We start from the raw sequence: 21,911 nt of genomic DNA, 5'->3' as shown, positions 1-21,911 counted from the left end.
CCTGTGCGGCCCGGCCAGTCACGGTGCCTTGCAGCCCCGCCCAATCAGATCGTTGGTTGCCACCCAGTACACCAGGCCTTCTTCGCCTTTGGTGTGGAAGGCCAGCACGCCATCGCTGTACAGCGCGCCAGAGGCGCCCGGTTCGGACTTGAGCCGGTAAACCTGGTCACCGCCGCCAAGGCGTACATCCACCGCATCACGTTGTGCATCGGCGAAACGCCACAGCACATCGGTTTGCGTGTCGCAGACCCAGCGGGTCCAGTTGTCTGCCGGGGCAGTTTGCACCGGTTGCAGCAGCGAGCAGCCTGCCAGTGTCGCCAGGGCCAGTGCGGCCATCAGCGCTTTCATTACATATCCTCTAGATGACCACACAGCGGCCGCTTGGTTGCCCGTGCCGATGAAACGCACGGCACGCCTTCCGGTTCAAGGGCAGCCCGGCGCCTTGCGCTGGTGCTCTTCGTCGTACTTTTCCAGGCCCTCCGGGCCTGTGCGCTTGTTGATCACCGGCACGGTCTCGGCTTGCCACTCGGACTGGTAGCAACCGCCCTTGGGCGGTTGCGCCGGGTCGGCGTCCGGGGACGAGTTGCTGGAGCAAGCGCCCAGCAGCCCGGCCATGATCATCACAGGCAATTGTTTGACCATCAGGTCGCTCCCTTTGCCAGGCGCCGCCATTGTCAGGCTTTTGCCCGCTCTTCCAGGATCGCCACGGCCGGCAGCACTTTGCCTTCGACGAACTCGAGGAACGCGCCACCACCGGTAGAAATGTAGGAGATATCCTTGCTGACGCCATATTTGTCGATGGCGGCCAGGGTATCGCCGCCACCGGCAATGGAGAATGCAGCGCTGTCGGCAATGGCCTTGGCCAGCACTTTGGTGCCGTTGCCGAACTGGTCGAATTCGAACACGCCAACCGGGCCGTTCCACAGAATGGTTTTGGACGACTTCAGCAGCTCGGCGAAGTTGGCCGCGGTTTGCGGGCCGATGTCCAGGATCATGTCGTCAGCGGCGACGTCGGCGATGGCTTTGACAGTAGCTTCGGCGGTTTCGGCGAACTCTTTGGCAACGACCACGTCGACCGGCAGCGGTACGCTGACCTTGGCAGCAATGGCCTTGGCGGTTTCGATCAGGTCCGGCTCGTACAGCGATTTGCCAACCGGGTGCCCGGCAGCGGCCAGGAAGGTGTTGGCGATGCCGCCACCAACGATCAACTGGTCACACACCGTGCTCAGGCTGTTCAGCACGTCCAGTTTGGTGGAAACCTTGGAGCCGGCAACGATGGCAGCCATCGGCTTGGCCGGGGCCTTCAGGGCCTTGCCCAAGGCATCCAGCTCGGCAGCCAGCAGCGGGCCTGCAGCAGCAACCTTGGCAAATTTGGCCACACCGTGGGTGGAACCTTCGGCGCGGTGAGCAGTTCCGAACGCGTCCATCACGAACACGTCGCACAGGGCAGCGTACTTCTGCGCCAGTTCATCGGCGTTCTTTTTCTCGCCTTTATTGAAGCGTACGTTCTCGAACAGCACCAGATCACCGGCGTTGACTTCGACACCGTCCAGGTAGTCAGCAACCAGCGGCACTTCGCGGCCCAGGGCCTTGGTCAGGTAGTCGGCAACCGGCTTGAGGCTGTTTTCGGCCGAGAACTCGCCCTCGGTCGGGCGGCCCAGGTGCGAGCAGACCATTACCGCCGCGCCCTTCTCCAGGGCCAGCTTGATGGTCGGCAGCGCTGCCAGGATACGCGCGTCGCTGGCTACCACACCGTCCTTTACAGGCACGTTGAGGTCTTCGCGGATCAGTACGCGCTTACCTTGCAGGTCGAGGTCGGTCATCTTCAACACGGTCATGAATGCAGTCCTTCAGGGCTGTTTGGTGCGGGTTGGGTGAACGACGTGCAGAAAGTGTTCGGCAACGTCGAGCATACGGTTGGCGAACCCCCATTCGTTGTCGAACCAAGCCATAAGGTTCACCAGGCGTGGGCCTGAGACGCGTGTCTGGCTGGCATCGACGATTGCCGAATGCGGGTCATGGTTGAAATCACAGCTGGCGTGGGGCAGCTCGGTGTAGGCCAGCAAGCCTTTCAGCGGGCCTTCCAGTGCCGCCTCGCGCAGTACCCGGTTGACCTCGGCCGCACTGGTATCGCGGGCGGTCTGCAGGGTGATGTCCAGGCACGAGACGTTGACGGTAGGCACGCGTACCGCTTTGGCCTGAATTCGGCCGGCAAGTTCCGGCAGCAGGCGTTCGATACCGCGGGCGAGCCCCGTGGACACCGGAATCACTGACTGGAACGCCGAGCGCGTGCGGCGCAAATCTTCGTGGTGGTAGGCATCGATCACCGGCTGATCATTCATTGCCGAGTGAATGGTGGTTATCTGTACGTACTCGATGCCGAATGCCTCATCCAGCACCCGCAGCAACGGCACGCCGCAGTTGGTGGTACAGGAGGCGTTGGACACCAGCAGCTCGCTGCCAGTCAGGCAATCCTGGTTGTGGCCATAAACCACGGTTGCGTCGACATCCGCCTCGCTGGCCATCGGCTGGGAAAACAGCACGCGCGGCGCGCCAGCATCCAGGAACCGTTGGCCGTCGGCGCGGGTGTGATAAGCGCCGGAGCATTCCAGCACAAGGTCGATATCCAGGGCTGCCCAATCGACGCCCTCGGGGGTGGCGCTGCGCAATACCTTCACGCAGTCGCCATTAATATGAAGACAATCGCCATCAACCCTCACCTCGCCGGGGAATCGCCCGTGGGTGGAGTCGAAGCGTGTCAGGTATTCCACGCTGGCCTGGTCGGCCAGGTCGTTGAGCGCAACGATTTCAAAGCCCGCCTTCGCCCCTCGCTCGAACAGTGCGCGCAGGACACAGCGGCCAATGCGGCCGTAACCGTTGAGTGCAACTTTGTAGGGACGCGGGTGGGGCATTCGGTGGCTCGCTAACGCATGTTGGCTATTGGGGCCGCGTTGCGGCCCATCTCGACGCAAGGCCGCTCCCACAAGGACCGCGCCATCTCCTGAATAGCGCAGTACCTGTGGGAGCGGCCTTGCGTCGCGATGGAGGGCGAAGCCCTCCCCTTGCACGACATGGAGGGCGACACTGCCCTCCATTGTTACATCAGTCTTCCAGCAGCTCTTCGGCGGTGCCCAGGATGTTGTCCAGGGTGAAGCCGAATTCTTCGAACAGTGCGCTGGCCGGGGCCGACTCACCGTAAGTGGTCATGCCGATGATACGACCTTCCAGGCCGACGTACTTGTACCAGAAGTCGGCGTGGGCAGCTTCGATGGCGATACGCGCGCCAACTTCCAACGGCAGCACCGACTGCTTGTAAGCAGCGTCCTGGGCGTCGAACACGCTGGTGCTCGGCATCGAAACGACGCGGACCTTGCGGCCCTGCTCGCTCAGCTTGTCGAACGCCTGAACGGCCAGGCCCACTTCCGAACCGGTGGCGATCAGAATCAGCTCAGGCTCGCCAGCGCAGTCCTTGAGCACATAGCCACCACGGGCGATGTCGGCGATTTGCTGGGCGTTGCGATCCTGATGTTGCAGGTTCTGACGCGAGAAGATCAGCGCCGATGGGCCGTCCTTGCGCTCCAGGGCGGCTTTCCAGGACACGGCCGATTCAACGGCGTCGGCTGGGCGCCAGGTGTCCAGGTTCGGCGTGCTGCGCAGGCTGGTCAGCTGCTCGATCGGCTGGTGAGTCGGGCCGTCTTCGCCCAGGCCGATGGAGTCGTGGGTGTAGACGTGGATGACGCGCTGCTTCATCAGGGCCGACATGCGCACGGCGTTACGGGCGTATTCCATGAACATCAGGAAGGTAGCGCCGTAAGGCACCAGGCCACCGTGCAGGGCAACGCCGTTCATGATGGCGGTCATGCCGAACTCGCGCACGCCGTAGAACACGTAGTTGCCGCTGGCGTCGTTCGCTTCGACACCTTTGCAACCTTTCCACAGGGTCAGGTTGGAACCGGCCAGGTCAGCCGAGCCGCCGAGGAACTCAGGCAGCAGTGGGCCGAAGGCGTTCAACGCGTTCTGGCTGGCCTTGCGGCTGGCGATGGTTTCGCCCTTGGCAGCCACTTCGTTGATGTAGGCTTGGGCCTTTTCGGAGAAGTCGGCCGGCAGCTCGCCGCTGTCACGGCGCTTGAACTCGGCAGCCAGCTCAGGGTAAGCCTTGGCGTAGGCGTCGAAACGCTGGTTCCACTCGGCTTCGGCCTTGGCACCGGCGGCCTTGGCGTCCCACTCGGCGTAGATGTCGGCCGGGATTTCGAACGGGCCGTGGTTCCAGTTCAGCTCTTTGCGGGCCAGAGCGATTTCGTCGTTGCCCAGCGGTGCGCCGTGGCAGTCTTCCTTGCCCTGCTTGTTCGGCGAACCGAAGCCGATGATGGTCTTGCAGCAGATCAGGGTCGGACGGTCGCTTTTGCGCGCGGTCTCGATGGCCATCTTGATCTCGTCGGCGTCATGGCCGTCGACGTTGCGGATCACCTGCCAGTTGTAGGCTTCGAAGCGCGCCGGGGTGTTGTCGGTGAACCAGCCGTGCACTTCCCCGTCGATGGAGATGCCGTTGTCGTCGTAGAAGGCGATCAGCTTGTTCAGGCCCAAAGTGCCAGCCAGCGAAGCGACTTCGTGGGAAATGCCTTCCATCATGCAGCCATCGCCCAGGAACACGTAGGTGTTGTGGTCGACGATGTTGTGGCCTTCGCGGTTGAACTGGGCAGCCAGGACTTTTTCAGCCAGGGCGAAGCCTACGGCGTTGGCGATACCCTGGCCGAGGGGGCCAGTGGTGGTCTCGACGCCTGGGGTGTACCCGTATTCCGGGTGGCCCGGGGTGCGGCTGTGCAGCTGGCGGAAGGCCTTGAGGTCGTCGATGTTGACGTCATAGCCGGTCAGGTGCAGCAGCGAGTAGATCAGCATCGAACCGTGGCCGTTGGACAGCACGAAGCGGTCGCGGTCGGCGAAGCTCGGGTTGCTCGGGTTGTGCTTCATGTAGTCGCGCCACAGCACTTCGGCGATATCCGCCATGCCCATGGGGGCACCTGGGTGGCCGCTGTTAGCCTTTTGCACGGCATCCATGCTGAGGGCACGAATGGCGTTGGCACGTTCACGACGGCTGGGCATCGCTTATCTCCTGGGGCTTGAATTGGTGGTGTAACGAAAAAGGCGGCCATTTTCGCCCACAGGCGGGCCTTGGGGCAATGACGGATGGCCACAGTTGGGCGAATTTCCTGTGATTGGCATCCAATCCGGGGGAAAAACCGGCGAGCGGTCCCGCCCATCTGCCAATATCAAAACTTTTTGATATTGGCCTTGCGGGGTGAGGGTTGCCTGTCTAGACTGCCGCGTCATGAACCTTCGTGCGCAACCCATCCCCGTGCAAAGCGACACACTGGCAGCCCTGTGCAAAGCCAGTGGCGATGCGTTGCGCCTGAATGTGTTGCGCGCGCTGGCCAGCGATTCGTTTGGCGTGCTGGAGCTGGCGCAGATCTTCGACATCGGCCAGTCCGGCATGAGCCACCACTTGAAGGTGCTGGCCCAGGCCGACCTGGTGGCCACCCGGCGCGAGGGCAATGCCATCTTCTATCGTCGTGCTCTGCCCAGCGGGCGCTTGCATGCAGCGTTGCTCGAAGAGGTCGACGAACTGGCGCTGGCGCAGGACGTGCAAGTGCGCATTGCACAAATCCAGCAACGCCGCGCGGCCACCAGCCAGGACTTTTTCCTGCGGGTCGAAGAGAAGTTTCGTGCCCAGCAAGACTTGATCGCCGGCCTGCCGCAGTACCGCGAAAGCTTGCTGGCCCTGCTCGACAAGCTGGATTACCTGCCAAGCGCGAGCGCGCTGGAGGTGGGCCCTGGCGATGGCGGCTTCCTGCCTGACCTGGCCCGGCGCTTTGCCACGGTCACCGCCATGGACAACAGCCCGACCATGCTCGAGCTGGCGCGCCAGGTGTGCGAACGCGAAGGCCTGAATAACGTAAACCTGCAGTTGGCCGATGCACTGGGTGCAACGGATGTGGAAGCCGACTGCGTTGTGCTGAACATGGTTTTGCACCATTTCAGCGACCCGGCCCAGGCCCTGCGCCTGCTGGCCAAACGGGTGAAAGCGGGCGGCAGCCTGCTGGTCACCGAACTGTGCAGCCATGACCAGGGGTGGGCGCGGGAAGCCTGCGGCGACCTGTGGCTTGGCTTTGAACAGGACGACCTGGCCCGTTGGGCCAACGCGGCAGGGCTGGCCCTTGGGGACAGCCTCTACGTGGGCTTGCGTAACGGTTTCCAGATACAGGTCCGCCATTTTCAGCGGACGGCTGGCGACACTCACCATCGGTAAATTTTAGGAACCCGTCGAGATGAGCGAATACTCCCTTTTCACCTCCGAGTCCGTGTCCGAAGGGCATCCGGACAAGATCGCCGACCAGATTTCTGATGCCGTCCTCGACGCCATCATCGCCCAGGACAAGTATGCCCGCGTGGCTTGCGAAACCCTGGTAAAGACCGGTGTTGCCATTATCGCCGGCGAAGTCACCACCTCGGCCTGGGTCGACCTGGAAGAGCTGGTGCGTAACGTCATCATCGACATCGGCTACAACAGCTCCGACGTCGGCTTTGACGGCGCCACCTGCGCCGTGATGAACATCATCGGCAAGCAGTCGGTGGACATCGCCCAGGGCGTTGACCGCTCCAAGCCGGAAGACCAGGGCGCTGGTGACCAGGGCCTGATGTTCGGCTACGCCAGCAACGAAACCGACGTACTGATGCCGGCGCCTATCTGCTTCTCGCACCGTCTGGTCGAGCGCCAGGCCGAAGCACGCAAGTCGGGCCTGCTGCCTTGGCTGCGCCCGGACGCCAAGTCGCAGGTCACCTGCCGCTACGAGAACGGCAAGGTCGTCGGTATCGACGCCGTTGTTCTGTCGACCCAGCACAACCCTGAGGTTTCGCAGAAAGACCTGCAAGAAGCCGTGATGGAGCTGATCGTCAAGCACACCCTGCCTGCCGAGCTGCTGCACAAAGGCACCCAATACCACATCAACCCGACCGGCAACTTCATCATCGGTGGCCCGGTGGGCGACTGCGGCCTGACCGGTCGCAAGATCATCGTCGACTCCTACGGCGGCATGGCCCGTCACGGTGGTGGCGCGTTCTCGGGTAAAGACCCGTCCAAGGTCGACCGCTCGGCAGCCTACGCTGGCCGTTACGTCGCCAAGAACATCGTTGCCGCTGGCCTGGCCGAGCGTTGCGAGATCCAGGTGTCCTACGCCATTGGCGTGGCCCAGCCGACCTCCATCTCGATCAACACCTTCGGCACCGGCAAGGTTTCCGACGACAAGATCATCCAGCTGGTACGCGAGTGCTTCGACCTGCGCCCGTACGCCATCACCAAAATGCTGGACCTGTTGCACCCGATGTACCAGGAAACCGCAGCCTACGGCCACTTCGGCCGCGAGCCACAGCAGAAGACGGTCGGCGACGACACCTTCACCACATTCACCTGGGAACGCACCGACCGCGCCCAGTCGCTGCGTGATGCTGCCGGGCTGTAATTTCCTACAGCGGTAAATGAAAGCCCCTGCCGAGTGATCGGCAGGGGCTTTTTTGTGACATATCGGCTGACAATTGCTCGGCACAGTAATGCCCCCGCCTGCCTACGCTGAGGCTTCAACTCCGCCAAGCAAGGATGCTGGCCATGCTGAAAGTACTGCTGCTTACCCTGCTGTTGCTGTACACGCTCGCTTCGCAAGCGGCCAATTGCCCTGGCTGGCCCTCCGAGCGCGCTACCGCCGAGGTAGCCAAACTGCGCGCAACCCTCGCCAACTGGGATGACCACTACCATCGCCAAGGCGTTGCACTGGTGACTGACCAGCTTTACGACCAAAGCCGCCAGCGCCTGCAACACCTGCAGCAATGCTTCAAAATTGAGGATCAAGTGAATGCCTTGGCCACCGCGCGCGGGCCGATCACGCACCCGGTGATTCATACCGGCGTCGACAAGCTGCCCGATGAAGCGGCCATGCGCCACTGGATGGCGGGCAAAACTGGCGTCTGGGTCCAGCCAAAAATAGATGGGGTTGCCGTATCGCTGATTTATCGCCAAGGCCAGCTCACGCAACTGCTCAGCCGCGGTGATGGCATTCGGGGCCACGACTGGAGCCGCCATATTTCAGACCTACACACGATTAACCGGCAGTTACCCCAACCGCTGGACCTGGTGCTGCAAGGTGAGCTGTACTTGCGCATGGACAACCATGTTCAGGCGCAAACAGGCAGCGCCAATGCTCGCGGCACGGTCGCGGGGCTGCTGGCCCGAAAACAACTCGGCCACGAACTTGGCGCCAGCATCGGGCTTTTTGTGTGGGACTGGCCGCTGGGGCCTGACGATCAGGCAAAGCGCCAATCACAGCTGAGCGAACTCGGCTTTGCGGACACTCAGCGCTACAGCAAGGCCATCAAATCTGCGGACGAAGCCGCACTGTGGCGTTTGCACTGGTACCACTCTCCCCTGCCCTTCGCCACCGACGGCATAATCCTGCGCCAGGACAGCCGGCCGCCCGCCGAACGCTGGCAAGCCAAGGCGCCCTACTGGATTGCCGCCTGGAAATACCCCTACACCCAAGCGCTGGCTCTGGTACGTGACGTCCATTTTCGGGTGGGTCGCACGGGGAAGGTCACACCGGTGCTGAAGCTGGAGCCGGTCAAGCTCGACGACCGAATGATCAGCCAGGTCAGCCTGGGGTCACTGGCTCGCTGGCAGGCCAGCGATGCCCGCCCGGGTGATCAGGTAGCCATCAGCCTGGCTGGCCTGACCATTCCGCGCTTCGAACAGGTAGTTCACCGCGCCAGCGTACGCCAACCCGTCACAGCGCCCGCGCCCGGAAAATACGGCCCCCACAGCTGCTGGCAAGCCAGTGTGGGCTGCGAAGAACAGTTTCTCGCCCGGCTTACGTGGTTGAGCGGGCAAAAAGGGTTGGCGATGCCGGGCGTTGGCCCCGGTACGTGGCGCAGGCTGGTGGACGGAGGCCAATTAACATCTCTGGTCGACTGGCTAACATTGGATGCTGAGCAACTTGCAGGCTTACCCGGCATCAGCAAGGCCACGGCGACGCGCCTGCTTCAGAGCTTCGAAACAGGCCGGGCTCAACCTTTTGACCGCTGGTTGCGTGGCCTCGGCGTTCCCGCTCCGCGAGAGACAAGTTTGCAAAGCGACTGGGCGACGCTGGCAGCACGCTCAGAGGACGACTGGCAGTCATTACCCGGCATAGGTCCGACTCGGGCCCGGCAACTTGCCGCATTCTTTGCCGACGCAGAGGTGCAGACAATCGCTTTGCGGTTGGGCGAGCGTGAAGTTGACGGCTTCCGAATCCATGTAGAGGCCAGCCAACAATGAGCCTTTGGAAAAATAAGTGTAAGTAAATGCTGAGTTTGGCCGTGCAATGGCTTAACAAGGGTTTCTAAAACAGTAAAACCAAGGCAGCATTTGCTCCATCTTTTGCTGCCCCGCCCCGTAAAGGAGGCCACATGAAACGCATCTCCACCCTTGTTTTGCTCGCATCAATCGGCCTGGCTGCCGGCACCGCGCAAGCCGCCCAACCGGATGCCGGCCTGACCGGCTGCGCCGCCAAGCGCAGCGCCATCGAAAACCAGCTTAAGATTGCGCGTGACCAAGGCAACAGCGGCCAGGTGGCTGGCTTGGAAGAGGCCTTGCGTGGCGTCGACAAATGCACCGATTCGGGCCTGCGCAAAGAGCGCGAGCAAAAGGTTCTGGACGCCCGCCACGAAGTCGCGCAGCGTGAAAAAGACCTGAAGAAGGCCGAGAAGAAAGGCGACGCCGAGAAAATCAACAAGCGCAAGGACAAACTGGCCGAGTCGCGTAAAGAACTACAGGAAGCCGTGGACGACCTGGATCGCTAAGGCATCTGACCCGCTGGCACGGTCAATATGTGAGCAACTGTCTTGTATGAAACCTAAAAGCTGACGCGATTACTGTGGGAGCGGCCTTGCCGGGGCGCCGGACCGGTCGGAAAGGGTCGCGCAGCGGCCCCTGGATTTCAGCTTCGCAACTGATATTGCCGGGGCTGCCTTGCAGCCCATCGCGACACAAGGCCGCTCCCACAAGGGCCAATTCAGCCAGCACAGTCTTCAGTGATTGCGGAATTCGGTATGACAGGCCTTGCACGCGGCTTCGACCTTGTCCATCGGCACCTTCAACTGCACGGCGTCCAACGGCTGGCTGCGGGTTACAGTGACCAGTTCACCGGTGACGCCTTCCAGCTGGCGGGCAAGGTCATGGAACCGGGCCTGCCGCTCCCACACCTCGGGCCGTGCACTGCTTTTGCCATCGTCCCGTACCTGAGGGAAATGTTGCCAAGGTTCATGGGCCAATGTGTCGAGCTTCACTGCACCGTCAGCGAATTTCCGGCCATCGAACGGCAAGCGCCCACGCAGCATGCCGCCCATGTCCTCGCTGGTCTTGAGCATGTCCTTGAAGATGGTTTTACGCAGGCCCAGCGGCGAGTTCGGGTCTACGGCATCACAGGCAGTCAGGGCAAGGGCTGCAAGCAGCACTACAGTCAATCGCTTGAACATCACGGTCACTTCGGCCTACACAAACGGGCGGCCAGTATCACCGCCCGTCGCACAAAGACCAATAGCCACATAAAAGACAGGGGTGAAACTTCATGTTCACCACTGACAGGAATCCATTGATGAAATCTGCCCTGCGCCACCTGGCCTGGACACTCCCCGCACTGGCCCTGCTGGCCGGCTGCAACGGCGGCGAAAGCGCCAAGCCTGAGCCACACGCCATTGCCACCTACGCCCCCGCCACCTGGAAAGACCTGCCGACGGTCAGCGACGAAGACCTGCTGGCCGGCTTTTACGCCTGGCGCAGCGGCTGCGAGAAGCTCAAGCGCGACCCGGTGTGGGCAGCCACCTGCGAAGCGGCCGGCAGCGACACCGCCAGCGCAGCCCAGGTGCGGACGTTCCTTGAGCAAAACCTGGAGGTTTATGGCCTGCGTTCTGCCGAAAACAACGCCAACGGCCTGATCACTGGCTACTACGAACCGGTCTACCCCGGCAGCCTGAAGCGCACGGAAGCTGCGCACGTGGCGGTTTACGGCGTACCCGAGGACATGATCGTGGTCGATTTGGCCAGCGTTTACCCCGAACTCAAAGGCAAGCGCTTGCGCGGGCGCCTCGATGGCCGGGTGCTTAAGCCATACGACACTGCCGAGGTGATAAACCGCGACGGTGTGAAGGCACCGGTGCTGGCCTGGCTGACCGACCCCATGGACCTGCAGTTCCTGCAGATTCAGGGTTCTGGCCGGGTGCAACTGGAAGACGGGCGTCAGCTGCGCCTGGGCTACGCCGACCAGAACGGCCACCCATACCGCCCCATTGGACGCTGGCTTATAGAGCAAGGCCAGTTGAAGAAGGAAGACGTGAGCATGGGTGCCATTCATGCCTGGGCGCAGGCTAACCCGCAGCGCGTGCCGGAAATGCTGGCCAGCAACCCCAGCTACGTGTTCTTCAGCACCCGGCCAGACAGCAATGAAGGCCCGCGCGGCTCACTGAATGTGCCGCTGACGGCGGGTTACAGCGTGGCCATCGACCGTAAAGTGATTCCATTGGGCAGTTTGCTGTGGCTGTCGACCACGCGCCCGGATGGCTCGCCTGTCGTGCGGCCTGTGGGGGCACAGGATACCGGCGGGGCGATTACTGGCGAGGTGCGTGCTGATTTGTTCTGGGGAACCGGGCCTGAGGCAGGCGAACTGGCGGGAAACATGAAGCAACAGGGGCAGATCTGGATGCTGTGGCCCAAAGGCAAGCCGCTGCCTGAGGTGCCGAAGGTGCTGTAATCGGCGCTGGATTCTTCGCGGGTAAATCGCAGCGGCGAACCGCCACTGCGATTTACCCGCGAAGCAGGCGACTCGGTATCAGATAGAAACCACGAAGAACGAAACAATCAAAGCCAGCCCGGCAAACCACACCACCGACCGCAACGCCGCCCAGTCAGCCAGGTAGCAGATGATGTAAAGCAACCGGCTGGTGATATAGAGCACTGCCAGCACATCCTGCGTCACCTGCTCGGCATTGCCGACAATGTCCGCAACCAGCACCGCCGCCACAAACGCCGGGAACGCCTCGTAACCGTTCTGTTGCGCGGCATGGGCCCGGCGCGGCAGGCCCGACAGCGTATCGAGGAAGGCGCGGGGGTCGTGGTTGTCCTTGAGGCCAAAACGGCCACTGCTTACCTTGGCAATCAACGCACACAGCGGGTTCAACACCAACGCAATCAGGATGCACCACAGGGCAACGGTCATGCTCACGACTCCTTGTTCGAAAATGGGTTAGAGCTTCATCACCAGCATGCCTGCCAGGACCAGCCCGCAAGCTAGGAGTCTTGGCCCGCCAAAAGGTTCTTTGAGGTAGCGCATGCCCAGCAGCACCACCAGAATCACGCTCAACTCGCGCAGCGCCGCCGCCTCGGCAACAGAGCCCAGGTGCATGGCCCACAGCACCAGGGCGTAGCTGAACAACACGCACAACCCGACCGCCATGCCCAGCCGCCACTGCGTGCGCCAGAACATCACGAAAGGCGCCCGCCTCGCCACGCTGGCCAGCAACGGGAAGGGCCAGGCACTGAGCAAGGTCAGCCACACCAGATAATCCAGCGGCTTGCCCCACAATCGCACTGCCTGCCCGTCGAACCAGGTGTAACAGCCGATGCACAGGCCGATCAGCGCCACCACCGGCAGCATCGACCAAGGCAGCCGATCACCGCCGCCGCCCTGCCACAACAGGCAGGCCATGCCGCAAGGAATCAGCAGGATGCCGATGATCTGCTGCTGGCTCAGCGACTCGCCAGCAAAGGCCAGGGTCAGCCCCAGCACAACCAGCGGCGAAAGCCCGCGCATCAGAGGATAGACCAGGCCCAGGTCGCCAACCCGATAGGCCTTGATCAACAGGACACGGTACAACTGCTCGGCCAGCGCTGAGGCCAACAGCCATGGCCAGATTTCAGCAGGCGGAAAGTCGACGAAGGCCACCGCGGCTACTGCAAAAGCCAGCGCTACCGTGTCCATGCTGGCAATCACGAGCAAGCGCTCGCCGCTGAATTTGATCAAGGTGTTCCAGGTCGCGTGCAACAGGGCGGCGACCAGAACCAGGGAAGTTGCCAACACGCAAAAAAGCTCCATGCAGTCCTAGCAGGCAACGATACAACGCTTCTCAACTGCCAGGTACCACGGAACGAAAAGAGTGAATTCGGTCAAAGCTGTGTCCCGAACCCATCGCCAGGTCATCAAACAACTGCCCGATGCCATTCGGGTACGACTTGGAAGCCATTGCTACAGGATTCAGGATGCTTGAATTAGTTGCCGCGTTCATTTGCCTCACCACCCTCCTCACCTACGTCAATTACCGCTTCATCGGCCTGCCACCCGCCATCGGCGTGATGGTCACGGCGCTGTTGTTCTCCTTGCTGCTGCAGGGGCTTAGTCTGATCGGTTTCCCCGGCCTGGAAGACCGCGTCGAAGGGCTGATGAACCAGATCGACTTCAATGATCTGCTGATGCACTGGATGCTGTCATTCCTGTTGTTTGCCGGCGCCCTGCACGTCAACCTCACCGACCTGCGCAGCTACCGCTGGCCCATCGGGTTGCTGGCCACCCTCGGCGTGTTGATCGCCACGGTCGTGATTGGCTACCTGGCCCACTGGGTATTCGCCCTGTTCGGCTGGAATGTGCCGCTGATCTACTGCCTGCTGTTCGGCGCACTGATTTCACCGACCGATCCAATTGCCGTGCTCGGCGCGCTGCGTACGGCCAATGCCTCGAAACCACTGAAAACCACCATCGTGGGCGAGTCGCTGTTCAACGACGGTACGGCGGTGGTGGTGTTTACCGTACTGCTGGGCATCATCCAGCTTGGTGAAACGCCCAGCGCATCGGAAACCGCCCTCCTGTTTGCCCGCGAAGCCATCGGCGGCGCGGTGTTCGGCGGGCTGATCGGCTACGCCACCTACCGCATGATCAAAAGCGTCGAGCAGTATCAGGTCGAGGTCATGCTGACCCTGGCACTGGTGATTGGCGGCTCGGCAATGTGTTACGAGCTGCACGTGTCGGCGCCCATCGCGATGGTGGTGGCCGGCCTGATCATCGGCAACCTGGGCCGCAACCTGGCGATGAACGACATGACCCGCCGTTACATGGACGGTTTCTGGGAGTTGATCGACGACATGCTCAACGCCCTGCTGTTTGCGCTGATCGGCCTGGAGCTGTTGCTGTTGCCGTTCAACTGGCTGCACCTGGCGGCGGGTGGCGTGCTGGCAGTGGCCGTGCTGTTGTCGCGCCTGCTGACGGTGGCCCCGGCCATCGTGCTGCTGCGCCGCTGGCGCAGTGTGCCCAAGGGCACTATTCGCGTGCTGACATGGGGTGGGTTGCGTGGCGGGGTGTCGGTGGCGCTGGCGCTGTCGTTGCCGCAAGGGAGCGAGCGCGACCTGTTGCTGTCGATTACCTACATCGTGGTGCTGTCGTCGATCCTGGTGCAGGGTTTGACGGTGGGCCGGGTGGTGCGCAAGGTCAGCGCCCAGCCTTGAGACTCTGGGGCCGCTTTGCGGCCCCAAAATCATCATTCCACCGCAGAATCCGGGAACTGGTCCTGGATGTACTTGATCTCGGTACGCCCGTGCGCAGCCGGCAGCCCGTCGTCGCCCAGGTTGACGAAGACCATCTTGTCCACCGTCAAAATCGCCTTGCGGGTGATCTTGTTGCGCACTTCGCACTTCAGGGTGATGGAGGTGCGGCCGAACTCGGTGGCCGTGATGCCCAGCTCGATGATGTCGCCCTGGCGCGAGGCGCTGACGAAGTTGATCTCCGAAATGTATTTGGTCACCACACGCTGGTTACCCAACTGAACGATGGCGTAAATCGCGGCTTCTTCGTCGATCCAGCGCAACAGGCTGCCGCCGAACAGCGTGCCGTTGGGGTTGAGGTCTTCGGGTTTAACCCATTTGCGGGTGTGAAAGTTCATCTGTACTCCTGACCTGCTTGGCTAACGTGAAGTAATGATGGCAGAGCGGCCGCCAGCGCTCCATTGATCATCGACTATCGTCGCGATTAATCGACAGAAAGCCTTGGGTGTGTCACACGCCCAAGGCTATAATCCCTGCCGTTTCACATGGCTGCCCACTGCGGCGCCATGCCCGCCACCTGTCCGAGGGGCGCTGCAGCAGGCTCGGCCTGTCAGGCTCGGATGGGGCGTTGTCCGCCAAAGCGGACGCTCAACGCACAACGGCGCCCATTCGCACACTACGAATGGAGGCTCTACATGAGCGCTGTAAACACGCCTGCTGGTTTTACCGATTACAAAGTCGCCGACATCTCCCTGGCTGCCTGGGGCCGTCGCGAAACCATCATCGCCGAATCGGAAATGCCTGCCCTGATGGGCCTGCGTCGCAAGTACCTCGCTGAGCAGCCGCTCAAGGGTGCGAAGATCCTGGGCTGCATCCACATGACCATTCAGACTGCCGTGCTGATCGAAACCCTGGTTGCCCTGGGCGCCGAAGTACGCTGGTCGTCCTGCAACATCTTCTCCACCCAGGACCAGGCCGCAGCCTCCATCGCTGCTGCCGGTATCCCGGTGTTCGCCTGGAAAGGCGAAACCGAGGAAGAATACGAGTGGTGCCTGGAGCAGACCATCCTGAAGGATGGCCAGCCATGGGACGCCAACATGATCCTTGACGATGGCGGCGACCTGACCGAACTGCTGCACAAGAAGTACCCGGCCGTTCTGGACCGCGTGCACGGTGTTACCGAAGAGACCACCACCGGCGTTCACCGCCTGCTGGACATGCTGGCCAAGGGCGAGCTGAAAGTCCCGGCCATCAACGTCAACGACTCGGTCACCAAGAGCAAGAACGACAACAAGTACGGCTGCCGTCACAGCCTGAACGATGCCATCAAGCGCGGTACCGACCACCTGCTGTCGGGCAAGCAAGCGCTGGTGATCGGCTACGGTGACGTGGGCAAGGGCTCGGCCCAGTCGCTGCGTCAGGAAGGCATGATCGTCAAGGTCACCGAAGTTGACCCGATTTGCGCCATGCAGGCCTGCATGGACGGCTTCGAGCTGGTCTCGCCGTTCATCGACGGCAACAACGACGGCACCGAAGCCAGCATCGACAAGGCCCTGCTGGGCAAGATCGACCTGATCGTCACCACCACCGGTAACGTCAACGTCTGCGATGCCAACATGCTCAAGGCCCTGAAGAAGCGTGCCGTTGTGTGCAACATCGGCCACTTCGACAACGAAATCGACACCGCTTTCATGCGCAAGAACTGGGCATGGGAAGAGGTCAAGCCGCAGGTGCACAAGATCCACCGCACCGGCCCTGGCGACTTCGACGCGCAGAACGATGACTACCTGATCCTGCTGGCCGAAGGCCGCCTGGTGAACCTGGGCAACGCCACTGGCCACCCAAGCCGCATCATGGACGGCTCGTTCGCCAACCAGGTGCTGGCCCAGATCTTCCTGTTCGAGCAGAAGTACGCTGACCTGTCGGCCGAGAAGAAAGCCGAGCGCCTGACCGTAGAAGTGCTGCCGAAGAAGCTCGACGAAGAAGTGGCCCTGGAAATGGTCCGCGGCTTCGGCGGCGTGGTCACCAAACTGACCAAGCAGCAAGCCGACTACATCGGTGTGACCGTCGAAGGCCCGTTCAAGCCGCACGCTTACCGCTACTAAGCGGCAAGCTTTGAGCTGCAAGCGGCAAGCAAAGGCAAAACGTGCCATTGTCGCTTGACGCTCAAGCACTCACGATCTTGAACGATGCCAAGCCAGATCGGCCTTCACCGATCTGGCTTTTACTTGCAGCTTGCCGCCTGAGGCTTGCTGCTTGAGGAACGCCTGATGTCACAAGAACGCCGCTACAGTTTCGAGTTCTTCCCCACCAAGACCGACGCCGGTCACGAAAAGCTGATGGCTGTGGCCAAACAGCTGGCCAGCTACAACCCGGACTTCTTCTCCTGCACCTACGGTGCCGGTGGTTCCACTCGCGATCGCACGCTGAACACCGTGCTGCAGCTGGAAAGCGAAGTCAAAGTCCCTGCGGCCCCGCATCTGTCGTGCGTCGGCGACAGCAAGGATGACCTGCGCAGCCTGCTGGCCGAGTACAAAGCGGCTGGTATCAAGCGTATCGTCGCCCTGCGTGGTGACCTGCCGTCAGGCATGGGCATGGCCAGTGGTGAACTGCGCTACGCCAGCGACCTGGTCGAGTTCATCCGCCAGGAAACCGGTGACCACTTCCACCTGGAAGTAGCCGCCTATCCGGAAATGCACCCACAAGCACGCAATTTCGAAGCTGACCTGGCCAACTTCGTACACAAGGTCAAGGCCGGTTCCGACAGCGCCATTACCCAGTACTTCTTCAACGCCGACAGCTATTTCTACTTCGTCGAGCGCGCGCAGAAGCTGGGCGTTGAGATCCCGATCGTGCCGGGCATCATGCCGATCACCAACTACAGCAAGCTGGCGCGCTTCTCCGACGCGTGCGGTGCAGAGATCCCACGCTGGATCCGCAAGCAGCTTGAGGCCTATGCCGACGACACCGCCAGCATCCAGGCGTTTGGCGAAGAAGTGATCACCCGCATGTGCGAACAGTTGCTGCAAGGCGGCGCACCGGGCCTGCACTTCTACACCCTGAACCAGGCCGAACCGAGCCTGGCGATCTGGAACAACCTGAAGCTGCCTCGCTGAAACTTTTTGGCAAAGTCTCGTTCAGAAATGCTTAAGGCTTTGGTCATAGACTAAAGCCTTATTTCTTTCTGGTTCAGACAGGTCTTGCCTGAAATGCAGCATCTTCCGCCATCGCGTGCACAACTGGTTTACCTGGCGTTCGGCCCGGCAACCTATCATCAGGAAGCCTGTTTCAGCATCGTCAGCGCCCTGACTCACCTCGACACGGCGGCAGCCGAGGCGATGGACATCCAGGTGTTCACCGACAACCCCGAGCCCTACGGCAACCTTCCGGTCACTGTTCACGTTCTCGACGACGAAACTCGCAACGCCTGGAACCAGCCCCACGGTTATCACTTTCGCAGCAAGCATGTGCTGCTGCGCCAAGTGCTCCGGCAGCACCCCATGGCCGTGTTGATCGATACCGACACATTCTTCCGCGCCTCACCCATGAAGCTGTTCCAGCGGGTGAAGAAGGGCCAGTTACTGTGCAACTTTGTTGGCGGGCGCTATGGCGGCAATCAAAAATGCCTGTTGTACAAGAATCTGCTGACCATTCTCCAGCAGCGCGGCCTGGCCGACTGCCAGATGCCTTTGGTGAACTCCGGCGTTATCGGCCTGGTCGAGGCAGACGCGGCAACGCTCGACCACTCCATTGCCATGATGGACGAGTTCTACCCCTTGGCCCGTGCCGCCTACACGCTGGAGGAGTTCTGCCTGGCCGTTGCAGCCTACCGCAAGCTGGAACTGGCCGAATGCACCGACGTCATTCATCACTACTGGAGCCGCAAGGCGCAGTTTCGCGCCAAGATCCAGGCCTGGCTGCGCAAACATGGCAACTCCCCACTGAGCGAAGCCGCGCGGGCCGACGTGCTTCTGGTCAACGATCAACTGCCTCGGCCTCCCGCCCTGCACCGCCTTGGCTACAAAGCCTTGAGCCTGACCATGCCCAGCCGCGAACGGCAGTTTGCCCGTGAGTTGCTGTACGGCTGCTACCCCTACCCCAACGAGTTTGACCGCGCCTGCGCACCGGCCTGGTGGGACAAGGCACTGGAGAACCTCAACGATCGCTATGGCCGTATGGAGCCGGAGCAATTGCGACAATGCTTGCGCCATCCGGGCATGCGATTGTCACTAGGCGACAGACGCAAGGATATCGAGGCGCATTTGTTGAACGGGTCTCGGTCTTGAGTTGCCACTATCCGCCGCGTAATCTCGCGCCATGCCCCACATCACCCGCCTGCTGTGCATCCTGTTGCTCGCCTGCCTGAGCCCGATGGCGCTGGGTGACCGGCTGCGCCTGGTGAGCGACGATTGGGCACCCTACGTTTTTCGCGAGGCGGGCCAGCCCAAAGGCATCGACTATGAAGTGACCAATGAGGTGTTCCGGCGGCTGGGGGTAGAGGTGGAGTGGCAATTCCTTCCCTGGAAACGGTGCCTGGCAATGATCGAGCAAGGGCTGGCCGACGGGGTGATGGACATCTTCGAAACCGATTCGCGCAAGGCCTACATGGTCTACCCGGCGGAGCCCATGTCGGATGTCGAGTTCGTGCTGTACCAGGCCAGTGACCGCCGCCATCTCATTTCGCGCTTGAGCGACCTCGCTGGCCTGAGGGTTGGCACCTCTCCTGGGTACAACTATGGCGGCGCATTCAACGAATCAGCCGCCTTCAGCCGTGAAGCCGCCCCCAGCCATGAAGCCAATTTCGGCAAGCTCGTGCTCGGGCGCATCGACCTGTTGATCACCGACCGGCTGGTTGGCCGCTACGTGCGTCGCCAGCTTGGCCTGGAACAACAGGTCGACGAACTGCCGCTGGTGGTGAACCGCCAGCCCCAGTTCCTGGGCCTGGCCCGCAAACCGGGCCGCGAGGCGCTTGCCCACGCGTTTTCAGATGAACTCCGACGCTTCAAGCAAGAGCCTGCCTACGTGGCGATAATCGAACGTTACATTGGCGACGTAAGCAATCTTCTTGGCGCCGTTGAGCAGCAGGAAAGCAGCACGCTGCGATAGCTCTGTTATACTCGGGCCTTCCCGCCCGGCTCACGCCCGGACGCTCGGCCTCGCAACAGGCATCCTGATCGGCACAGACGCCTCTTCGGTGTCCACCCTCCGCTTCCCGGATGTGCAGTGAAAGCCCAGCTGGACCGGACGCGATCGCATCCCACCGATGCCCGTCGCGCCAGGCAGAACATCCCAACGGGCCCAGCCCACACGAGAACAGGATTGCCCATGTCCTTTGCTTCCCTCGGTCTCTCCGAGGCTCTTGTCCGCGCTATCGAGGCCGCGGGCTACACCCAGCCGACCCCTGTGCAACAGCGGGCCATTCCCGCCGTGTTGCAAGGCCGCGACCTGATGGTTGCCGCGCAGACAGGTACTGGTAAGACCGGCGGCTTTGCCTTGCCGATCCTCGAACGCCTGTTCCCGACCGGCCACCCCGACAAGTCCCAGCGCCATGGCCCACGCCAACCGCGGGTGCTGGTGCTCACACCCACTCGCGAGCTGGCCGCCCAGGTGCATGACAGCTTCAAGATTTACGCCCGCGACCTGCCGCTGGTAAGCGCCTGCATTTTCGGCGGTGTCGGCATGAACCCGCAGATCCAGGCCATTGCCAAGGGTGTGGACGTGCTGGTGGCCTGCCCTGGTCGCCTGCTTGACCTGGCCGGCCAAGGCAAGGTTGACCTGGCCCACGTGGAAATCCTGGTGCTCGATGAAGCCGACCGCATGCTCGACATGGGCTTCATCCATGATGTGAAGAAAGTACTGGCACGCCTGCCAGCCAAGCGCCAGAACCTGCTGTTCTCGGCCACTTTCTCCAAAGACATCACTGACCTGGCCGACAAGCTCCTGCACAACCCGGAGCGCATCGAGGTCACGCCACCGAACACCACGGTCGAACGCATCGAGCAGCGCGTCTATCGTCTGCCTGCCAGCCATAAGCGCGCCCTGCTGGCCCACCTGATCACTCTGGGTGCCTGGGAACAGGTACTGGTGTTCACCCGCACCAAGCACGGCGCCAACCGCCTGGCCGAGTACCTGGAAAAGCACGGCCTGACCGCCGCTGCCATTCACGGCAACAAGAGCCAGAACGCCCGCACCAAGGCGCTGGCCGACTTCAAGGCCAACAGCGTACGCGTGCTGGTCGCCACCGACATCGCCGCCCGCGGCCTGGACATCGACCAGTTGCCTCACGTGGTCAACTTCGAGCTGCCGAATGTCGAGGAAGACTATGTTCACCGTATCGGCCGTACCGGTCGTGCCGGTCGCTCTGGCGAGGCGATCTCCCTGGTCGCGCCTGACGAAGAAAAGCTGCTCAAGAGCATTGAGCGCGTCACCAAGCAGAAGATCGCTGATGGCGACCTGATGGGCTTTGACGCAAGCCAGGTTGAGGCCGAGAAGCCTGAAGCCCGCGAGCGCCAGCAGAACAACGGCCGTGGTGGCCGCAACCAGCAGGCCCGTGGCGAAGGCGCCAAAGAAGGCGGCGGTGGCCGCAAGGACAAGGGCAAGGACAAAGGTAAGGCCAAGCAGCAGGCGGCTGATAAACCGGCGGACAAGGAAAAGTCCGGCGACAAGCAGCAGCAACGCAAGCCGCGTGACAAGAAGCCGCGCCAACAGCAGGCCAACGCTGGCACCAGCAGCGCACCGAAAGTACCTGCCGACCGCGATCCGGAAGAATTCCTGGATGACGATGTCGACAACTTTGGCAACCGCGCCGACTATGTCAGCCCTTACCAGAATGCCAAGAACCAGGGGCGTAACCGTCGCCCGGGTGGTCAGGGTCAGGGCCAAGGTCAGAACAACGGCCAGCAGCGTAGCGGCACCGGTGGCCAGGCCCGTAATGGTGGTGGCCAGCAACGCAACGCCGGTGGCGACAAACGGCCGGCTCGTAATAACAACGGCGGTGGTACCCGACGTGACAACAACGGTGGCGGCCGTGGTCGACGTGATGATTCGGCACGCCAGGAGCCGGCGGTACGCAGCGCGCGTGAACCGCAAAACCAGCCAGTGATCATCCGCAAGGAGTCCAAGCTGGATCGGTTCCCTACGCCTGAGCAGCTGGATGACGCGCCAAGCCGCCCACGCGGTGAGCGGCCTGCGCTGCTGACGCGTAACCGCTAAAAAACGATGGGGCCGCTTCGCGGCCCTTTCGCGACACAAGGCCGCTCCCACAGGAGAATGCGATCTCCTGTGGGAGCGGCCTTGTGTCGCGAAAGGG

20 protein-coding genes and 1 riboswitch are annotated in these 21,911 nt (G+C 62.0%); of the genes, 11 read left to right on the top strand and 9 right to left on the bottom strand.

Going from position 1 to position 21,911, the window contains the following annotated elements; translation table 11 throughout:
• Positions 1-18: 18 nt before the first annotated feature.
• The 5 genes from PVV54_RS02325 to tkt all read right to left on the bottom strand — a co-directional run bounded on the left by PVV54_RS02325 (position 19) and on the right by tkt (position 5,100).
• A complete protein-coding gene (locus PVV54_RS02325; RefSeq protein ID WP_274908417.1) occupies positions 19-348 on the bottom strand; it encodes an MliC family protein in 330 nt (109 codons plus the stop codon).
• A 75-nt stretch (positions 349-423) separates the two neighbouring features.
• Positions 424-642 carry a hypothetical protein gene (locus tag PVV54_RS02320; RefSeq protein ID WP_274908416.1) on the bottom strand — a complete coding sequence of 73 codons (219 nt, stop codon included), beginning with the start codon at positions 640-642 and terminating at the stop codon, positions 424-426.
• Between the two features lie 32 nt (positions 643-674).
• Positions 675-1,838, bottom strand: coding sequence for a phosphoglycerate kinase (locus PVV54_RS02315; RefSeq protein ID WP_274908415.1), 1,164 nt, complete (start codon positions 1,836-1,838; stop codon positions 675-677).
• Positions 1,839-1,850: 12 nt separating this feature from the next.
• Entirely contained in the window at positions 1,851-2,912 is a 1,062-nt protein-coding gene (gene epd, locus PVV54_RS02310) for an erythrose-4-phosphate dehydrogenase (protein ID WP_274908414.1), read from the bottom strand.
• A 190-nt stretch (positions 2,913-3,102) separates the two neighbouring features.
• Positions 3,103-5,100, bottom strand: coding sequence for a transketolase (gene tkt / locus PVV54_RS02305; RefSeq protein ID WP_274908413.1), 1,998 nt, complete (start codon positions 5,098-5,100; stop codon positions 3,103-3,105).
• 226 nt (positions 5,101-5,326) lie between these two features.
• Between tkt and PVV54_RS02300 the strand changes: the two genes are divergently transcribed.
• The 4 genes from PVV54_RS02300 to PVV54_RS02285 all read left to right on the top strand — a co-directional run bounded on the left by PVV54_RS02300 (position 5,327) and on the right by PVV54_RS02285 (position 9,879).
• Positions 5,327-6,304 (top strand): ArsR/SmtB family transcription factor, encoded by a 978-nt coding sequence (locus PVV54_RS02300; RefSeq protein ID WP_274908412.1) that lies wholly within the window; start codon positions 5,327-5,329, stop codon positions 6,302-6,304.
• A 19-nt stretch (positions 6,305-6,323) separates the two neighbouring features.
• Positions 6,324-7,514 carry a methionine adenosyltransferase gene (gene metK, locus PVV54_RS02295; RefSeq protein ID WP_274908411.1) on the top strand — a complete coding sequence of 397 codons (1,191 nt, stop codon included), beginning with the start codon at positions 6,324-6,326 and terminating at the stop codon, positions 7,512-7,514.
• Positions 7,515-7,657: 143 nt separating this feature from the next.
• Positions 7,658-9,355, top strand: coding sequence for an NAD-dependent DNA ligase LigB (gene ligB / locus PVV54_RS02290; RefSeq protein ID WP_274908410.1), 1,698 nt, complete (start codon positions 7,658-7,660; stop codon positions 9,353-9,355).
• Between the two features lie 131 nt (positions 9,356-9,486).
• Positions 9,487-9,879, top strand: coding sequence for a DUF1090 domain-containing protein (locus PVV54_RS02285; protein ID WP_274908409.1), 393 nt, complete (start codon positions 9,487-9,489; stop codon positions 9,877-9,879).
• Between the two features lie 228 nt (positions 9,880-10,107).
• Here PVV54_RS02285 and PVV54_RS02280 read toward each other — a convergent pair whose 3' ends face one another.
• Positions 10,108-10,554 carry a c-type cytochrome gene (locus PVV54_RS02280; RefSeq protein ID WP_274908408.1) on the bottom strand — a complete coding sequence of 149 codons (447 nt, stop codon included), beginning with the start codon at positions 10,552-10,554 and terminating at the stop codon, positions 10,108-10,110.
• Positions 10,555-10,673: 119 nt separating this feature from the next.
• Here PVV54_RS02280 and mltA point away from each other — a divergent pair, with 119 nt between their 5' ends.
• Positions 10,674-11,825 (top strand): murein transglycosylase A, encoded by a 1,152-nt coding sequence (gene mltA / locus PVV54_RS02275; protein WP_274908407.1) that lies wholly within the window; start codon positions 10,674-10,676, stop codon positions 11,823-11,825.
• Between the two features lie 78 nt (positions 11,826-11,903).
• On the opposite strand, the gene PVV54_RS02270 is transcribed toward mltA, so the two are convergent.
• Both PVV54_RS02270 and PVV54_RS02265 read right to left on the bottom strand, forming a co-directional pair.
• On the bottom strand, positions 11,904-12,290 hold the full coding sequence (locus tag PVV54_RS02270) for an MAPEG family protein (RefSeq protein WP_274908406.1): 387 nt from the start codon (positions 12,288-12,290) through the stop codon (positions 11,904-11,906).
• A gap of 27 nt (positions 12,291-12,317) precedes the next feature.
• Positions 12,318-13,151, bottom strand: coding sequence for a DMT family transporter (locus PVV54_RS02265; RefSeq protein WP_274908405.1), 834 nt, complete (start codon positions 13,149-13,151; stop codon positions 12,318-12,320).
• Positions 13,152-13,330: 179 nt separating this feature from the next.
• On the opposite strand from PVV54_RS02265, the gene PVV54_RS02260 reads away from it, so the two are divergent.
• Positions 13,331-14,566, top strand: coding sequence for a cation:proton antiporter (locus PVV54_RS02260; protein WP_274908404.1), 1,236 nt, complete (start codon positions 13,331-13,333; stop codon positions 14,564-14,566).
• A 32-nt stretch (positions 14,567-14,598) separates the two neighbouring features.
• Here the strand turns inward: PVV54_RS02260 and PVV54_RS02255 are convergent, their stop codons facing one another.
• On the bottom strand, positions 14,599-15,000 hold the full coding sequence (locus PVV54_RS02255) for an acyl-CoA thioesterase (RefSeq protein ID WP_274908403.1): 402 nt from the start codon (positions 14,998-15,000) through the stop codon (positions 14,599-14,601).
• A gap of 179 nt (positions 15,001-15,179) precedes the next feature.
• Positions 15,180-15,276, top strand: a riboswitch (S-adenosyl-L-homocysteine riboswitch).
• Between the two features lie 21 nt (positions 15,277-15,297).
• On the opposite strand from PVV54_RS02255, the gene ahcY reads away from it, so the two are divergent.
• The 5 genes from ahcY to PVV54_RS02230 all read left to right on the top strand — a co-directional run bounded on the left by ahcY (position 15,298) and on the right by PVV54_RS02230 (position 21,814).
• Entirely contained in the window at positions 15,298-16,707 is a 1,410-nt protein-coding gene (gene ahcY, locus PVV54_RS02250) for an adenosylhomocysteinase (RefSeq protein WP_274908402.1), read from the top strand.
• A gap of 165 nt (positions 16,708-16,872) precedes the next feature.
• Positions 16,873-17,718: a methylenetetrahydrofolate reductase [NAD(P)H] gene (metF, locus tag PVV54_RS02245; protein ID WP_274908401.1), complete on the top strand. Its 846-nt coding sequence runs from the start codon at positions 16,873-16,875 to the stop codon at positions 17,716-17,718.
• A 93-nt stretch (positions 17,719-17,811) separates the two neighbouring features.
• Complete coding sequence (locus tag PVV54_RS02240; protein ID WP_274908400.1) at positions 17,812-18,888, top strand: hypothetical protein; 1,077 nt, start codon at positions 17,812-17,814, stop codon at positions 18,886-18,888.
• Positions 18,889-18,919: 31 nt separating this feature from the next.
• Positions 18,920-19,708, top strand: a complete 789-nt coding sequence (locus tag PVV54_RS02235; RefSeq protein WP_274908399.1) for a substrate-binding periplasmic protein — start codon at positions 18,920-18,922, stop codon at positions 19,706-19,708.
• Between the two features lie 219 nt (positions 19,709-19,927).
• Complete coding sequence (locus PVV54_RS02230) at positions 19,928-21,814, top strand: DEAD/DEAH box helicase (protein WP_274908398.1); 1,887 nt, start codon at positions 19,928-19,930, stop codon at positions 21,812-21,814.
• The last annotated feature ends 97 nt before the right edge of the window (positions 21,815-21,911 follow it).

The sequence above is a fragment of the Pseudomonas sp. PSKL.D1 genome, from assembly GCF_028898945.1.
Taxonomy (GTDB): Bacteria; Pseudomonadota; Gammaproteobacteria; order Pseudomonadales; family Pseudomonadaceae; genus Aquipseudomonas.
Note: the sequence above shows the minus strand (reverse complement) of the source record. Positions and strands in the feature narration are given on the sequence as shown.

Excerpts from the sequence above, each read along its gene's own strand:
- PVV54_RS02325 (WP_274908417.1), bottom strand. The coding sequence starts at position 348 with ATGAAAGCGCTGATGGCCGCACTGGCCCTGGCGACACTGGCAGGCTGC.
- PVV54_RS02320 (WP_274908416.1), bottom strand. The coding sequence starts at position 642 with ATGGTCAAACAATTGCCTGTGATGATCATGGCCGGGCTGCTGGGCGCT.
- PVV54_RS02315 (WP_274908415.1), bottom strand. The coding sequence starts at position 1,838 with ATGACCGTGTTGAAGATGACCGACCTCGACCTGCAAGGTAAGCGCGTA.
- epd (WP_274908414.1), bottom strand. The coding sequence starts at position 2,912 with ATGCCCCACCCGCGTCCCTACAAAGTTGCACTCAACGGTTACGGCCGC.
- tkt (WP_274908413.1), bottom strand. The coding sequence starts at position 5,100 with ATGCCCAGCCGTCGTGAACGTGCCAACGCCATTCGTGCCCTCAGCATG.
- PVV54_RS02300 (WP_274908412.1), top strand. The coding sequence starts at position 5,327 with ATGAACCTTCGTGCGCAACCCATCCCCGTGCAAAGCGACACACTGGCA.
- metK (WP_274908411.1), top strand. The coding sequence starts at position 6,324 with ATGAGCGAATACTCCCTTTTCACCTCCGAGTCCGTGTCCGAAGGGCAT.
- ligB (WP_274908410.1), top strand. The coding sequence starts at position 7,658 with ATGCTGAAAGTACTGCTGCTTACCCTGCTGTTGCTGTACACGCTCGCT.
- PVV54_RS02285 (WP_274908409.1), top strand. The coding sequence starts at position 9,487 with ATGAAACGCATCTCCACCCTTGTTTTGCTCGCATCAATCGGCCTGGCT.
- PVV54_RS02280 (WP_274908408.1), bottom strand. The coding sequence starts at position 10,554 with ATGTTCAAGCGATTGACTGTAGTGCTGCTTGCAGCCCTTGCCCTGACT.
- mltA (WP_274908407.1), top strand. The coding sequence starts at position 10,674 with ATGAAATCTGCCCTGCGCCACCTGGCCTGGACACTCCCCGCACTGGCC.
- PVV54_RS02270 (WP_274908406.1), bottom strand. The coding sequence starts at position 12,290 with ATGACCGTTGCCCTGTGGTGCATCCTGATTGCGTTGGTGTTGAACCCG.
- PVV54_RS02260 (WP_274908404.1), top strand. The coding sequence starts at position 13,331 with ATGCTTGAATTAGTTGCCGCGTTCATTTGCCTCACCACCCTCCTCACC.
- PVV54_RS02255 (WP_274908403.1), bottom strand. The coding sequence starts at position 15,000 with ATGAACTTTCACACCCGCAAATGGGTTAAACCCGAAGACCTCAACCCC.
- ahcY (WP_274908402.1), top strand. The coding sequence starts at position 15,298 with ATGAGCGCTGTAAACACGCCTGCTGGTTTTACCGATTACAAAGTCGCC.
- metF (WP_274908401.1), top strand. The coding sequence starts at position 16,873 with ATGTCACAAGAACGCCGCTACAGTTTCGAGTTCTTCCCCACCAAGACC.
- PVV54_RS02240 (WP_274908400.1), top strand. The coding sequence starts at position 17,812 with ATGCAGCATCTTCCGCCATCGCGTGCACAACTGGTTTACCTGGCGTTC.
- PVV54_RS02235 (WP_274908399.1), top strand. The coding sequence starts at position 18,920 with ATGCCCCACATCACCCGCCTGCTGTGCATCCTGTTGCTCGCCTGCCTG.
- PVV54_RS02230 (WP_274908398.1), top strand. The coding sequence starts at position 19,928 with ATGTCCTTTGCTTCCCTCGGTCTCTCCGAGGCTCTTGTCCGCGCTATC.